Below are 14,493 nucleotides of genomic sequence, written 5' to 3'. Positions count from 1 at the left end.
CTTCCAGACAGACAGGCGTCGCGCAGCAGTTGCATTTATTAAAGCGGTAAGTGATTTATGGTATGATAAATCTATTGAACTGGTTCTTTTTAGAAACCAATTGATAGATCGTAATGTGAGCGAGATTATTAATTTGCATGAGTATGCTGGAGCCTTTGTTCAAAAGCCTATATCGGTTTTTGATAGTGTAGAAATTGCTCAAGCTATATTACAACTAGATATGCCACCGGCAAAACTAGATATAGGTAAGTTAACTTATGAATTTCATCTAGAAGATAATGATTATCAAAACGCTACGGCATTTGTAGCTAGTAAATTAGGTGAAGCTCAACAAGCAAATAACATCGAGCCTAAAGATGTGGTACTCTATGGTTTTGGAAGAATAGGTCGCTTGCTGGCACGTGAATTAATGACCAAAGCTGGAAAAGGAAGTCAGTTAAGACTGCGTGCAATAGTTACTAGAGGTAAGATAGATGCAACCGTGCTAGAAAAACGTGCTTCTTTACTAGCGCAAGACTCTGTTCATGGTGATTTTTCTGGAACAGTAAGTTATGATGCTGCCGCAGCGTCTTTAATTATAAATGGCACTACGGTTAAAATGATCAGTGCAAATGCTCCAGAAGATATAGACTATACCGCTTATGGTATTAATGATGCTCTGATTATAGATAACACGGGTGCATTTAGAGATGATGTCGCACTATCTAGACATTTAAAGGCAACAGGTGCTCATAAAGTACTCTTAACAGCTCCAGGAAAAGGAATTCCTAACATCGTTCATGGTGTGAACCAGTTAGAAAATGATCCAGATCAAGTAGATATATTTTCTGCGGCGAGCTGTACTACAAATGCGATTACACCGGTATTAAAAGCTGTAGAAGATAGTTTTGGCGTGGTGAAAGGTCATCTTGAAACCATTCATGCTTATACAAATGATCAGAACCTTGTAGATAATATGCACAGTAAATACCGTCGTGGTAGAGCGGCCGCTTTAAACATGGTCATAACAGAGACTGGAGCAGGAAAAGCGGTGAGTAAAGCATTACCATCTTTTGAAGGTAAGTTAACCTCAAATGCTATACGAGTTCCTGTTCCTAATGGATCTCTAGCAATTTTAAATTTAGAGCTAGAGAAAACAACTAGTGTAGACGCAATTAATCAAGTCATGAAAAAATATGCACTAGAAGGTGATCTGGTAGAACAAATCAAATATTCTATAGATAACGAGTTAGTGTCTAGCGATATAGTAGGTTCAAATGCACCGTCTATATATGATTCAAAAGCCACCATAGTTAGTGCCGATGGTAAAAACGTGGTACTCTACGTGTGGTATGATAACGAGTATGGATACAGTCATCAAGTGATTAGGCTGGCTAAGTATATTGCTAAGGTTAGACGTTTTACTTATTACTAAACCATTTAAATTATTAATGTTTTAAACGTCATTTCTTAAGAAATGACGTTTTTTTTATGGGTTTAATTTAATGGTTCTTGTAATATAGAGCTTAAGGTTGAGTAACATGTGTTACATTCCAGTTTACTCATTTATAGTAAATTTGAATTTAACATTTTAAGTAACATAATGAACCGTATTAAAGCCATCCTTGTAGTTGTAACATGTATTACATTTTCAATGAGTAATGCTCAAACAGCTCCTTTTGAAATAACCCTAGAACCTATAAGTATTCCTAATTTAGGAGGTTTACAATCTTATGCTTTTGGACAAGCAAATGGAAAATGGCTCATTGTAGGCGGTAGGCTTGATGGTTTGCACCGTAGGCAACCTTGGGCTTCATTTGATATTGCTGGACACAACAATCAACTTATTGTTATAGATCCTGTGTCATTACAAAAATGGAGCGCACCATTAAGTACATTACCTAGTGCTATACAAGAACAATTAAGCTCTACTAACATGGAGTTTTATCAGGAAGGTGATTATCTCTATTGTATAGGTGGTTATGGTTATAGTGCTACGGCAAGTGATCATACTACATTTGATAAACTGACAGCTATTAAAGTACCCGATGTTATTAATGCCGTCATTAATAGTAATAGTTTTACCAGCTATTTTAGACAAATTACAGATACACAATTTCAAGTTACCGGTGGTCGTTTAAGAAAAATGAACAACACCTTCTATTTATTAGGAGGACAAAAATTTATAGGAAGATATAATCCTATGGGACCTAATAACGGTCCTGGCTTTATACAGGAATATACTAATGCTATTAGAAAATTTAATCTTACAGATGATGGTACTACTATAACTATTACACATTTAACACCGCATGTAGATAGTGCTAATCTACATCGTAGAGATTATAACGCAGAGTCACAAATACTACCTAATGGAGCAGAAGGAATAACCATGTTTTCAGGGGTTTTTCAACAGACCGTTAATTTACCTTTTTTAAACTCTGTAACTGTTGATGCAAGCGGTTACACGGTAAACAATTCTTTCCAGCAATATTATAACCATTATCACTGTCCTGTATTACCTATATATTCAGCTGTAGATAACGAGATGCACACGGTTTTTTTCGGTGGTATAGCACAATTTTATGATAACGCAGGTACATTAGTACAGGATGATAATGTGCCGTTTGTAAATACTATCGCTCGAGTGACAAGAGATAATACTGGTCAAATGGCAGAGTATAAACTACCTATAGAAATGCCTTCTTTACTAGGTGCTGGAGCTGAATTTATTCCCAACCTTAATTTCCCACATTACAATAATGAAGTGTTTAAGTTAGATGATGTCACTACAACTAGTACTCTCATGGGCTATATTTATGGAGGTATAAGCAGCAGTCAGCCTAATATTTTCTTTACTAATGATGGGACTCAAAGTAGTGCAACAAATCAAATTTTTAGAGTAAAAATTAAAAAACCTAGTCCATTATCTATGGATGACTTAAATGAGTCTAGCGTCAATAATTTAAATTTATTGGTATATCCTAATCCTAATGATGGTTTACTTAAAATCTCTTTTAACCTAGTTCAAAAAGAAACTGCAACTGTGACCATTCATGACATAAAAGGTTCTATGATCGATAAAATAGAACTTACAGACTTATCCATAGGTAACAATCATTATGAACAAGAAATTAGTTCACTTACTAAAGGTAGTGTGTATTTTGTTACGGTCACCACGGTTAGTCAATCTGTCACCCATAAATTGATCGTTAAAAAATAACTTTTGATACAAGTAATACCGATTTGATTTTTAAATGTCGTATTCATCAGTTAAAAACTTGTTCTAAGCTTATCAATTGTAGGACTCTGTACAACAGTCTAAATGATGTATGTAAATGGATTGAAGCCTTAAAAGGTTTATAAACTATTCATAACTAACCTCTTCATATTAGTTTAAAACTCATATTGAAACTATTTTTGCACAAATTCCCTAAAATGAAAAAGCTTATCACTTTTATGACTATTGTGGTCTTTAGTTTCGCTTTCGCGAAAGCGCAAATAGTCATCAATGAAATCGACTCAGACACACCTAGTACAAACGACCGGCAGTTTGTAGAACTCAAATCAGATGTGCCATTTTTCTCTTTAAACGGTTACGTACTTGTGTTTTTCAATGGTTCCAGCAGCTCTACTACTGGAATGGGACGCAGTTATTACACTGTAGATCTCGATGGATTAACGACTGATCAAAATGGCCTAGTTGTTTTAGGGAGTTCTCTGGTTTCCCCAGTTCCAGATCGTTATCTAGCAGAAAGTAATATACAAATAGGCGCTGATGCAGTTGCCGTTTATGCAGGAAATGATACGGACTGGCCTGATCAGACTTTTGCAAATACTACTAATTTAATTGATGCTGTACTCTATGATACTGATGATCCAGATAATGCAGCACTCATGAATTTATTGAATATTAATGTTCAATATAACGAAAACGAAAACGGTAATAAAACTACTGAATCTGTACAACGCAAGACAGATGGTACTTATGAGACTAAATTTCCTACTCCACATTCTTTAAATGATGCGGTTACACCTACTTATATAGGAGTAGATTTTACGGTTGCTCCATTACCTATTACTGAAGGTGATTCTTTTACGATCACCTTTACGTTATCAGAGCCTTATGCAAGTGATTATGATTTGAATTACACGATTAACTCAGGTAACTTTGATACTACAGACTACACGAGTACAAGCCCTTCTCAAGTAACCTTTACTGCAGGTCAGACTACTGCTGTAGCTACCTTTAATACCATAGACGACTCTATAGATGAGGGCGATGAAGAGCTCGTGGTAAATTTAAATAATAATTTACCAGTAGGATTTAAAAGGTTAAAGGATAATGAATCTCATATAATTTATGATAATGATTTTCAAGTAGCTCCTTATGGAACGCCACTGGCTCCTACTTATGGGGTTGTAGCTAGTACCGCACCATCAAATTACTATGACTCTCTAGATGGGTTAGCAAGTCCTCAACTAGAGACCGCTATAACCAATATTATAGCCGAAGAATTTACAGTACGTATCCATACTTATGATGATGTCGTTCAAATTTTAAATGATGCAGATCAATCTCCTTTAAACTCTAACCAAGTCTGGTTAATGTACTCTGAAGAACAACGTTCTAAAACGCTTTATCAAACGGGTAGCAATAGTACTGGAAAATGGAACCGTGAGCATATTTATCCTCGTTCTCGTGGTGGTTTTTATGGGATAGAATATGATGAAACAGTAGATGGAATGGCTGTGTGGACAGAAACTAATGTAGATAGTTTAAGACATGGAATGAGTGATGCACATCATTTAAGAGCAACTGATGGTGGAGAAAATAGTTCTAGAGGTAATAAAGATTATCCAGACTATGATGGACCTAATGGTTCTCAAGGTTCCTGGCATGGAGACGTAGCAAGAGCCATTTTTTATATGACATTGCGCTACAATAATATAGACGTAGTTAATGGAAATCCTAGTAATTCAACCGTAGGCCAGTTAGGTGATCTAGCAACTTTATTACAATGGCACAGAAACGATCCACCAGATGATTTTGAGATGAATCGTAATAATGTGGTTTACACCTGGCAAATTAACCGTAACCCATTTATAGACCAACCAGATTTAGTGGAGTATATATGGGGAAATCAAGTAGGTCAAAACTATACACTTTCAAATGAAAGTAACGAACTCACTAGCTTTAAGCTGTTTCCTAATCCTAGTAAAAACAGTTTTCATATCGCTGGAATAGAGCAACAAGCTCAGGTTACCGTTTATGATCAAACCGGTAGAGTGACCTTAGAACAATCTATAGACAGAAATATGACTATTCAACATAATTTGAAATCGGGTATCTATATTGTTTCTGTTAAAACCGAGGTTGGGGCACAGAGTTTAAAGTTGGTCGTGGAGTAATATGGTTTTGTATTATAAATACTTTATAAATTAAATTTGGTATTAGAGATATTATAAAAAAAGCCTGTTTAGAAATCTAAACAGGCTTTTTCATACGTATTATTCAAAGTGTTTACCACTTACGGCCTTTAAAACCGCCTCGTTTTGAACCTTTATCATTATTATCGCTAGAAGACTTATCTCTTCTACGGTCACTTCTATTATTGCTACCGCCATTAGAATCGCTACGTCTTCTTCTATGACCGCTGCCTCCAGAATTACTGCGTCCTTTAAAACCGCCTCCAGAGTCATTACCGCTGCGACGACCTTTAAAGCCACCACCGCCACGACCACCACGTTCACGAGCTGGTTCTTTAACAGCACCTTTGTGCTCATTAACTCTTAAGTCGTGCCCATTACGTTGTTTACCATCTAAGGTTAATAATTGCGCAGCAATATCTTCAGACACATCCATATAAGAATGTGTTTTATCCATAACGATACGACCTACTTGAGCTCCAGAAATTCCTGTAACATCACATACATAGCCTAATAAAGCACCTTTATTGATATCATCCTTAAGACCTAGATTGATAAAGAAGGTTTTCATTCCTTCTTCAGAGCCACGACTGTTGCGTTTACCACGTTCACGTCTAGGTCGGTCATCTCTATCATTAGACTTTCTACGGTCATTTAAATCAGAGATAGAATTGCGCTTGTAAATAGAATTATACTCTTTAGTCAGCAACTTTGCGATTAAGTCCTCCTTAGTAACTTCACTGAAACTCTCCTGAACTCCAGCCATTAAGTCTTCTCTTATTTTCTCATTCACCTCTTGGGCGATTAAGTTAGTAGACCAGCGAGCAATACGTTTTTGTGTGATTGCTTCAAGAGCAGGAACTTCTCCTTGTGTAAATTCTATGCCTAACTTACTAGCAATAAATTTCAACTTGCGATTATCTCCACGAGTTATTAAAGCTATAGAAACACCTTTTTTACCAGCACGAGCAGTACGACCAGAACGGTGCGTGTAAAACTCTGGATCATCAGGTAAAGCAAAGTGAATAACGTGAGTAATGTCATCTACATCTATTCCACGAGCAGCCACATCAGTAGCGATAAGTAACTTTAAATTCTTGTTACGGAAACGCTTCATAGCCGCATCACGCTGTGCTTGTGACATATCACCATGCAGCGCCTCAGTGGCATAACCATTATTGTTCAACTGGTCAGCTACATTCTGAGTATCACGTTTAGTTCTACAGAAAACTACACCAAACATATCTTGATCATAATCTAAGAAACGACGCAATGCCTCGATCTTATCAGATGCTTTTAATTGTATAGACTGGTGCTCAATGTTTGTGTTTACTATATCCTTTCTATTAATACGCACTTCTTCAGGTTGTACCATGTAGGTATCTACGATGCGTTTAATTTCTCGCGCCATGGTAGCAGAGAATAACCAGATGTTTCTACCTGTATCACTTTTAGAAAGAATAAAATCTATATCTTCTTTGAAACCCATGTTCAGCATCTCATCTGCCTCATCGAGTACCATGTACTTTAAAGCATCGAGTTTTACTTCACGACGTTTCATTAAATCCATTAAACGACCAGGTGTAGCCACAATAATTTGTGCACCACGACGTATGTCTCTAATTTGATTCATAATATTTGCTCCACCAAAAACGGGAACAACATTTAATTTACCTAGGTGTTTAGACATTTTCTCCATTTGCCCACAAATTTGTTGAGCAAGTTCGCGAGTAGGTGCCAGAATAAGGGCTTGTACTTCACGTGAATTAACATCTATAAGATCCAATAAGGGTAAACCGAAAGCAGCAGTTTTTCCCGTACCAGTTTGCGCGAGACCTATAAAATCTCCGTCGTGCTTTAATAAAATGGGAATAGACTGTTGCTGAATCTCTGTTGGGTTTTCAAAACCCATTTCAGCGAGGCCGTCTAGTAACGGCTGTGAGAGTCCTAAGACTTCAAAATTTTTCAAATAACTTCTTTTAAATATTTTGCAAAAATACAAAATAAAAACCGCCTAAACTAATTAATAAATTATTGATTATCAAAGTGCTTATGCTTTTAAACAAGACAGAATACTTAAAATCCTAACATTGTAGGTCTCATGAATTCTTATGATAATTTTGAGCAGCCATCACTTGCTGGACTCTACAAACATCATTTACCTCAACTTGTAAAAAAAAATAGGGTAGGTCACTTAGCAGGTTCTTCAGTATCTTTTGCTTTTATCTTTTCATTTACCCTAACCATCCATCACGATCTAGGCTCCGGTATTGTATAGCTTCGGCAATGTGTGTGCCTGTAATCGCATCACTGCCTTCGAGGTCAGCAATGGTGCGAGACACTTTAAGAATACGGTCATAAGCTCTAGCACTTAAATTTAATCGTTCCATCGCATTTTTAAGCAACTCTTTACTGGCAGGATCGAGAACACAGTGCTTTCTGATATCTTTAACGCTCATTTGAGCATTATAATGTGTTTTATCGCTTTCGCAAAAGCGTGCTGTCTGGATATCTCTAGCGGCAGTAACTCGTTTTCTTATTTCAGTAGACTTTTCTGCTGGCCGTTCCTCGGTTAGTTTTTCAAATGGAACTGGTGTTACTTCTATATGAATGTCTATACGGTCTAATAATGGGCCTGATACTTTACTTAAATAGCGTTGCATTTCTGCTGGGCTGCTTTGTACCGGAGCATCTGGATCATTAAAATAACCGCCTGGACTAGGATTCATACTAGCCACAAGCATAAAACTGGATGGATAAGTCACCGTAAATTTTGCTCTAGAAATGGTCACTTCCCGGTCTTCTAACGGTTGTCGCATGACCTCTAGAACCGTTCTTTTAAACTCAGGTAATTCATCTAAAAATAAAACGCCATTATGTGATAAAGATATCTCTCCAGGCTGTGGATAAGCGCCTCCACCTACTAGGGCTACATCGCTAATGGTGTGATGTGGACTACGGAAAGGTCGCTGCGCCATTAGTCCTACTTTTTCTTGGGTACGACCAGCAACACTATGGATTTTAGTAGTTTCCAGCGCTTCGTGTAAGGTCATGGGTGGTAGGATGGAAGGTAACCTTTTGGCTAGCATGGTTTTACCGGCACCTGGCGGTCCTATTAAAATAATGTTGTGACCACCTGCGGCAGCTATTTCCATACAGCGTTTAATAGATTCTTGTCCCTTAACATCGGCAAAGTCAAATTCTGGATGTTCCAGTGCTTGAAAAAACTCATCTCTGGTATCAACTAGGGTAGGCTCTAATGGTATCCCATCGTTAAAAAAGTCTATCACTTGCGATATGTTATCGACTCCATAAACGTCTAACCCATCTACTATGGCTGCTTCTCTTGCATTTTGAGATGGTAGTATAAAACCTTTGTATTTTTCTTCTCTGGCCTTTATAGCAATGGGTAAAGCACCTTTTATGGGTTGTAAACTACCATCTAGAGATAGCTCACCCATAATGAGATATTGATCTACTGCTTCAGCTTTAATCTGACCAGATGAAACCAGTATGCCTATCGCGAGTGTAAGATCATAGGCGCTACCTTCTTTACGCAAGTCTGCGGGCGCCATATTAATGGTGATCTTTTTACCTGGTAAGCTGTAGCCTACATTTGATAAAGCCGCAGCAATACGGTAAGAACTTTCACTAATAGCTTTATCTGGTAACCCTACTAAGTGATAACCTATTCCTTTAACCGTATTTACCTCAACAGTTATCGTGGTAGCTTCTACACCAAAAACTGCACTTCCATATACCTTTGTGAGCATGAATTAACTTTGTGGTTTAAATGTAGGAAATTTTATGGAATAGAAATGTGAAATCATATCCTAAAAAATGAAAAAAGAGGGAAACATCATTACTACTAAGCTAGTATACTTGTTTTAATGGGTAGTTAAAATTATTTCCCTAGCTAATGCTATGAAAAAATAATTCAATTTATTTTAACGACATTATAAACATAAATTGGTTGAATTGAAAAACTAGGTTATTTTTAATGAAAATAATAATGTGTTGAAATTCCGCTTTCGCGAAAGCGGAATAAACACCATCTTAACCTAATAAATGCTAAAGAAACTTATAAAAACCAGGCGAAGTGTTTTTCCAGCTCAGTATACTCAAGGTGATATTCCAGAGCATGACTTATTAGAGGTTTTAGAAAGTGGGAGATGGGCTCCTAATCACCGCAAAACAGAGCCATGGCGCTATAAAGTGCTTACGGGTGCAGCACTGGACCGGTTAGGTGATTTTATGGCTACGGCTTATTCAAAAGTAGATGGACATAAAAAATTCAAACTTAAAAAACTACGCGAGAACCCTTCTAAATCTAGTGCTGTAATCTTGATATTTATGCATCGTGATGAAAAAGAGTCTGTTCCAGAATGGGAAGAAATAGCCGCTGTCGCTATGAGCGTGCAAAATATGTGGCTCACTACCCATAATTTAGGATATGGTTGTTACTGGAGCTCACCTAAACCCTTTGCAAACATGAGTGATTTTAAAGGTTTAAAAATTGAAGATAACGAGCGTTTCCTAGGATTTTTCTATATGGGAACGTATACTATGGAATCGCAAGATCTACCAGAACGTAAGTCTATAGAAGAAATGGTGCAATTTCTAAATCATTAACTTTCTATAAAGTCTTTATATTCCCAGAAAAAGAGCTCTAGTTTATCCATGTGTTCATAGAAGAACTCATAGACCTTTGGCCATTGCGTCTTTTTCTGAATTTTAACGCCTTCTAGCATGACATAAATTCGAGCAATGTGTTTACCTGATTCTAGAACATAGTCAGGATCTAGTATAATATCTTGTGATACTTCTTCTTTAAGTATGGCTTGAAGGCTTACCATTTTTTCAAAATAATAATCTCTGTAAAAGGAGTCTTCGTGTTCTATATCTATGGATACTAAAGCACGTCTATCTTCAAAAGAGAATTTGAGCACTAGGTCCTTGATTTTAGTATGGTATAACAACCATTTACGGTCATACCGTTTTCCAAACATGGTCCAGAACTGCTGCCTGATTTGTTTTGCTTCTTCCTTAGTGTACATAGTTGCAAAGGTAGGTGTTAGTACTTATTTAATGAATTCTATGAATAAGGTCTGGTGTATCATGGGGTAGGAGATATATCATAATCTCAATATTTTTAGATGGCAAGCTTTTATTAAATTACAATCATAAAAGATTTATTCCTTCCTTATGAAACATTACTATTTCTTCTATTTACCTTTGTCACATGTATAAAAATGACACCATTGTTGCACTGGCTACTCCTTCAGGTTCTGGAGCGATAGCCGTAGTAAGATTATCAGGTCCTGAGGCTCATGAAATAGCAGGAAGTATTTTTATTTCTGCTAGAGTTCATATCGAGCACATTGTAGATGCAGAAGTGAACACACCATCATCACATGATTATCAAAAACTAGGTGCAAATACTGTCACGCTAGGTCATATCTATGACGGCGACCGTATGGTGGATGAAGTGTTACTGACTAAATTCAATGCACCACGTTCCTACACAGGTGAGCACGTGGTAGAAATATCTTGCCATGGTTCTATTTACATACAGCAAGAAATCATAGCACTTTGTCTTAAAAAGGGCGCTCGTATGGCTAAAGCTGGAGAGTTTACACTACAGGCTTTTCTTAATGCAAAAATGGACCTTAATCAAGCCGAAGCTGTTGCTGACCTGATCGCTAGTGAAAGTGAAACCGCTCACCAGATTGCGCTGCAACAAATGCGTGGAGGATTTTCCAGTTCACTCAAAGAGTTGCGAGGACAGCTCCTCAATTTTGCGAGTTTGATCGAACTAGAATTAGACTTTAGTGAAGAAGATGTGGCCTTTGCAAATCGTGACGACTTGAAGAAGTTACTTCATGAAAGTCAAAGTACCTTGCGCAAGCTTATAGATTCTTTTGCCTTAGGGAATGTGCTTAAAACAGGTATTCCTGTAGCAATTGTAGGTGAACCTAATGTAGGGAAATCTACCTTATTAAACGCACTGCTCAACGAGGAAAAAGCGATCGTAAGTGATATCGCTGGAACCACTCGTGACTCTATAGAAGATGAGATTAATATAGAAGGTGTGCGATTCAGACTCATAGATACTGCAGGATTAAGAGAAACGACTGATACCATAGAAGGAATGGGAATACAGCGCTCTTATGCCAAAGCGGAGCAGTCTAAGCTAGTGTTATATTTACTGGATGCTACTCAGTTAAATACCGCTCCACGTATCACACATTGTCTCATGCGTATCCAGATCATGCGTGAGAAGTTCCCAGACAAACCGCTGGTTGTAGTTATTAATAAAATAGACCAAATTACCGGTCTAGAACATGCAGAAATCACTAAACAAATCAACTCAAAATCACCTGAAACAATTTTAATTTCTCTTAGTGCAAAATCTCATGCTGGTGTGGAAGAATTAAAACAAGCGCTAGTGAGTAGTTTTAAAAGTGGAGCCTTATCACAGGATGATACCATCGTGAGTAACGCTAGACATTATGACGCATTACAAAGTGCTTACAGTTCCCTACTTGAAGTACAACAAGGGATCGAGAACGATATCTCAAGCGAATTCCTTGCCATAGACATACGTGCTACGGCAGAGTCTTTAGGTATCATTACCGGAGAGATTACAAATGATGAGTTACTGGGAAATATATTTAGTCAGTTTTGTATTGGAAAGTAAGTTAATGGAGCACAGTATTTTCATTACTGACACGATAAGCCATTTCAGTTCCTAAAAATTGAGGGTCTCCTTTTTCCTCAGACCAGAATCCTTCTAGAAGTTCTGGTGTTAAACAATTATAAACTACAGTGCCCTTAAAAAGTTGGTTAACTTCGTTGTGATATTGAAAATTAATAACAAGGATATTATTCTTAAAGAAACCTATCCCTTGTTGTGTTTGATCTTCAGCAATGGTCCATTGTGCAAGAATACGCTGGTGATGATCTAGTGATAGTTGCAGCGTTCCTTTATAACTGCTTTTTGAGGCATCTTGATTACTTCCTTCAATTACATAGGTACCGATCAGCTCATTTTGAGTCATGTTTCTTTAATTTGAAACAAAAGTAAACCAACTCCAGTGGAAAACGATTAGCCTTACCTTTGCAACTCGAAACAAAAATGATGGCCAAGTCAGGAAAAGAAAAAAATACCAAAAATAAGAGCAAGCACTCCAAGCTCATGAATCGCAAGAAAAATAAGTTGCGCAATGAGAAAGAACTACGTGCAGAACGATTGAAAGCTATTGTAAAGGCTAGTCAGAATAAGATAGATTAGTGAGATCACGCTTTGGCGAAAGCGAATTCAAAACAGCACAACTACCCATAAAAGTAATTAATAGTACAGTCTGAAATCCAGTAATTTACAAAGTTTATATTGCTTATAGAACAGTCGCTCCACGACCTCTTTTATATCATCATTTTCATAAAATAAGCTGAAAAATATACGGTCTATGGTAAAAGCACTAGTCATGTGTGGAGAAGGAACTCCATAACCCGAGATTGCTCGAGCACCTGTGACGTCTAGGAAATATTGGGATTCCTCATCTGTGAGATCAAGAGTTTTTTTATTAGCAAAATGAATTAATTTACCGTCCATTTTACCTTCAAAAAGCTCTGCGATTTCCTCGATACTGTAGTAATAACCGTTGATTAAAATGTTATTTCCTTCACCTGGCAGGACCAGATATATAATTTCATAGTCTTTAAAATGATGATCGTCATAGAGTAAATGATTGATACTATCTTCTAGATCTTCTATCGTGTCGCAGGCTCTATAAATACTAGTAATGTGTTGCTGAGTCGCCATATCTTCTAGAATGGTAAGAACTTCAGTAGAGTCTGTAGTAGCTACATCTGGAACCACCTCTAAACAGTAGATAAAGTTATCAATATGAGTTAAAGGAATTTCTAAATGGCTCATGTGGTCTTATTATTAATAATTAAAAGTAGGAATGAATCTCATTTAAACTTATATATAGAATCGTAAGTATATCTTAAAAAATAATTAAAGGACTGATTAAACTTATTAATAATTATGGAGTCTAAACTTTAAATATTAAAAATTTTATTTCATGAAAAAATCAGTACTCTTTACGTTTCTATTGTTACAAGTAGTTATTTCTAATTCTCAAACGCTATATGATATAAACACCATTCAGGACATAAGAATTGTCTTTGCACAAAGTAATTGGGATGCTTTACTTGATGCAGAAAAAGCTGGAGCTGGTAATTATATTTCTGCCAGCTCTGTCACTATTAATGGAACCATATTTAATAACGTAGGAGTTAAATATAAAGGAAATAGTTCTTACAGCGCTAACCAAACTAAGAATCCATTTCACATAGAACTAGACACTTATGTAGATCAAGATTATGAAGGTTATACCGATTTGAAACTAGCAAATGTATACTTCGACCCGACCTTTGTAAGAGAAACAGTTTCTTACAATATAGTGAATAAGTATATGGACGCGCCACAAGCTAATTATGCCAATGTTTATGTAAATGGAACATTAATAGGACTATACACTAACGTAGAGTCCATCTCTAAGAAGTTTGTTAACAAGCACTTTAACTCAAATGATAATGCGTTTTTTAGTTGTAGTCCACCAGCAGGTGCTGGTCCTCAGGGAAATGATTTTCCTAGTTTACAGTATTTAGGGACAAATTTTACAAACTATGAAGATGCTTATGAAATCAAATCAGATCCTACTGGAACTGGATGGGATGATTTAATAGACTTAACTGAAATACTAAATACTAACATTAATAATATAGAGACGGTACTGGATGTAGATGCAGCTTTGTGGATGCTAGCCTTTGATAATGTCTTAGTGAATCTAGACAGTTATTTAGGGCAATTTAAGCAAAACTATTACCTTTATAAAGATGATAACGGTCGTTTTAGACCTGTGGTTTGGGATTTAAATATGTCATTTGGAACTTTTGGGATGACGGGTAGTGGAGCACCTTTGAACAGTACAACACAAAAAAGCCAGCTATCGCACTTACTTCATGAAAATGATGTGGCATGGCCTTTAATGAGCAAATTGATGGCAGTGCCAC

12 protein-coding genes are annotated in these 14,493 nt (G+C 36.7%); 7 read left to right on the top strand and 5 right to left on the bottom strand.

What is annotated here, in order from left to right:
- The 3 genes from ACTF48_RS09965 to ACTF48_RS09955 all read left to right on the top strand — a co-directional run.
- A partial coding sequence (locus ACTF48_RS09965) for a glyceraldehyde-3-phosphate dehydrogenase (RefSeq protein ID WP_438963008.1) occupies positions 1–1,414 on the top strand: 1,414 nt, incomplete at its 5' end.
- Between the two features lie 168 nt (positions 1,415–1,582).
- Positions 1,583–3,202: a T9SS type A sorting domain-containing protein gene (locus tag ACTF48_RS09960; protein ID WP_438963007.1), complete on the top strand. Its 1,620-nt coding sequence runs from the start codon at positions 1,583–1,585 to the stop codon at positions 3,200–3,202.
- Positions 3,203–3,417: 215 nt separating this feature from the next.
- The gene (locus ACTF48_RS09955; RefSeq protein ID WP_438963006.1) at positions 3,418–5,391 is read left to right on the top strand and encodes an endonuclease; all 1,974 of its coding nucleotides are present in this window, start codon (positions 3,418–3,420) and stop codon (positions 5,389–5,391) included.
- A gap of 112 nt (positions 5,392–5,503) precedes the next feature.
- On the opposite strand, the gene ACTF48_RS09950 is transcribed toward ACTF48_RS09955, so the two are convergent.
- Both ACTF48_RS09950 and ACTF48_RS09945 read right to left on the bottom strand, forming a co-directional pair.
- Positions 5,504–7,378, bottom strand: coding sequence for a DEAD/DEAH box helicase (locus ACTF48_RS09950; RefSeq protein ID WP_438963005.1), 1,875 nt, complete (start codon positions 7,376–7,378; stop codon positions 5,504–5,506).
- Positions 7,379–7,643: 265 nt separating this feature from the next.
- Entirely contained in the window at positions 7,644–9,182 is a 1,539-nt protein-coding gene (locus tag ACTF48_RS09945) for a YifB family Mg chelatase-like AAA ATPase (RefSeq protein WP_438963004.1), read from the bottom strand.
- 295 nt (positions 9,183–9,477) lie between these two features.
- On the opposite strand from ACTF48_RS09945, the gene ACTF48_RS09940 reads away from it, so the two are divergent.
- Entirely contained in the window at positions 9,478–10,041 is a 564-nt protein-coding gene (locus ACTF48_RS09940) for a nitroreductase family protein (protein ID WP_438963003.1), read from the top strand.
- Here the strand turns inward: ACTF48_RS09940 and ACTF48_RS09935 are convergent.
- Positions 10,038–10,466, bottom strand: a complete 429-nt coding sequence (locus ACTF48_RS09935; protein WP_438963002.1) for a DUF4268 domain-containing protein — start codon at positions 10,464–10,466, stop codon at positions 10,038–10,040. The two genes, ACTF48_RS09940 and ACTF48_RS09935, sit on opposite strands and share 4 nt — an antisense overlap.
- 185 nt (positions 10,467–10,651) lie before the next feature.
- Here ACTF48_RS09935 and mnmE point away from each other — a divergent pair, with 185 nt between their 5' ends.
- Complete coding sequence (gene mnmE / locus ACTF48_RS09930; RefSeq protein ID WP_438963001.1) at positions 10,652–12,109, top strand: tRNA uridine-5-carboxymethylaminomethyl(34) synthesis GTPase MnmE; 1,458 nt, start codon at positions 10,652–10,654, stop codon at positions 12,107–12,109.
- A gap of 1 nt (position 12,110) precedes the next feature.
- Here mnmE and ACTF48_RS09925 read toward each other — a convergent pair whose 3' ends face one another.
- Positions 12,111–12,470, bottom strand: coding sequence for a hypothetical protein (locus ACTF48_RS09925; protein WP_438963000.1), 360 nt, complete (start codon positions 12,468–12,470; stop codon positions 12,111–12,113).
- A 77-nt stretch (positions 12,471–12,547) separates the two neighbouring features.
- Here ACTF48_RS09925 and ACTF48_RS09920 point away from each other — a divergent pair, with 77 nt between their 5' ends.
- A complete protein-coding gene (locus tag ACTF48_RS09920; protein ID WP_438963009.1) occupies positions 12,548–12,703 on the top strand; it encodes a hypothetical protein in 156 nt (51 codons plus the stop codon).
- A 57-nt stretch (positions 12,704–12,760) separates the two neighbouring features.
- Here the strand turns inward: ACTF48_RS09920 and ACTF48_RS09915 are convergent, their stop codons facing one another.
- Positions 12,761–13,348 (bottom strand): DUF6642 family protein, encoded by a 588-nt coding sequence (locus tag ACTF48_RS09915; protein ID WP_438962999.1) that lies wholly within the window; start codon positions 13,346–13,348, stop codon positions 12,761–12,763.
- 151 nt (positions 13,349–13,499) lie between these two features.
- Between ACTF48_RS09915 and ACTF48_RS09910 the strand changes: the two genes are divergently transcribed.
- Positions 13,500–14,493 (top strand): CotH kinase family protein (locus tag ACTF48_RS09910; protein ID WP_438962998.1); only part of this gene is annotated, 994 nt, incomplete at its 3' end.

The organism is Nonlabens sp., from assembly GCF_965660805.1.
GTDB lineage: Bacteria > Bacteroidota > Bacteroidia > Flavobacteriales > Flavobacteriaceae > Nonlabens.
This window is presented reverse-complemented; position numbering and strand designations above follow the sequence as displayed.

Coding starts and splice junctions, on each gene's coding strand:
- ACTF48_RS09960 (WP_438963007.1), top strand. CDS start 1,583: ATGAACCGTATTAAAGCCATCCTTGTAGTTGTAACATGTATTACATTT.
- ACTF48_RS09955 (WP_438963006.1), top strand. CDS start 3,418: ATGAAAAAGCTTATCACTTTTATGACTATTGTGGTCTTTAGTTTCGCT.
- ACTF48_RS09945 (WP_438963004.1), bottom strand. CDS start 9,182: ATGCTCACAAAGGTATATGGAAGTGCAGTTTTTGGTGTAGAAGCTACC.
- ACTF48_RS09940 (WP_438963003.1), top strand. CDS start 9,478: ATGCTAAAGAAACTTATAAAAACCAGGCGAAGTGTTTTTCCAGCTCAG.
- ACTF48_RS09935 (WP_438963002.1), bottom strand. CDS start 10,466: ATGTACACTAAGGAAGAAGCAAAACAAATCAGGCAGCAGTTCTGGACC.
- mnmE (WP_438963001.1), top strand. CDS start 10,652: ATGTATAAAAATGACACCATTGTTGCACTGGCTACTCCTTCAGGTTCT.
- ACTF48_RS09925 (WP_438963000.1), bottom strand. CDS start 12,470: ATGACTCAAAATGAGCTGATCGGTACCTATGTAATTGAAGGAAGTAAT.
- ACTF48_RS09920 (WP_438963009.1), top strand. CDS start 12,548: ATGATGGCCAAGTCAGGAAAAGAAAAAAATACCAAAAATAAGAGCAAG.
- ACTF48_RS09915 (WP_438962999.1), bottom strand. CDS start 13,348: ATGAGCCATTTAGAAATTCCTTTAACTCATATTGATAACTTTATCTAC.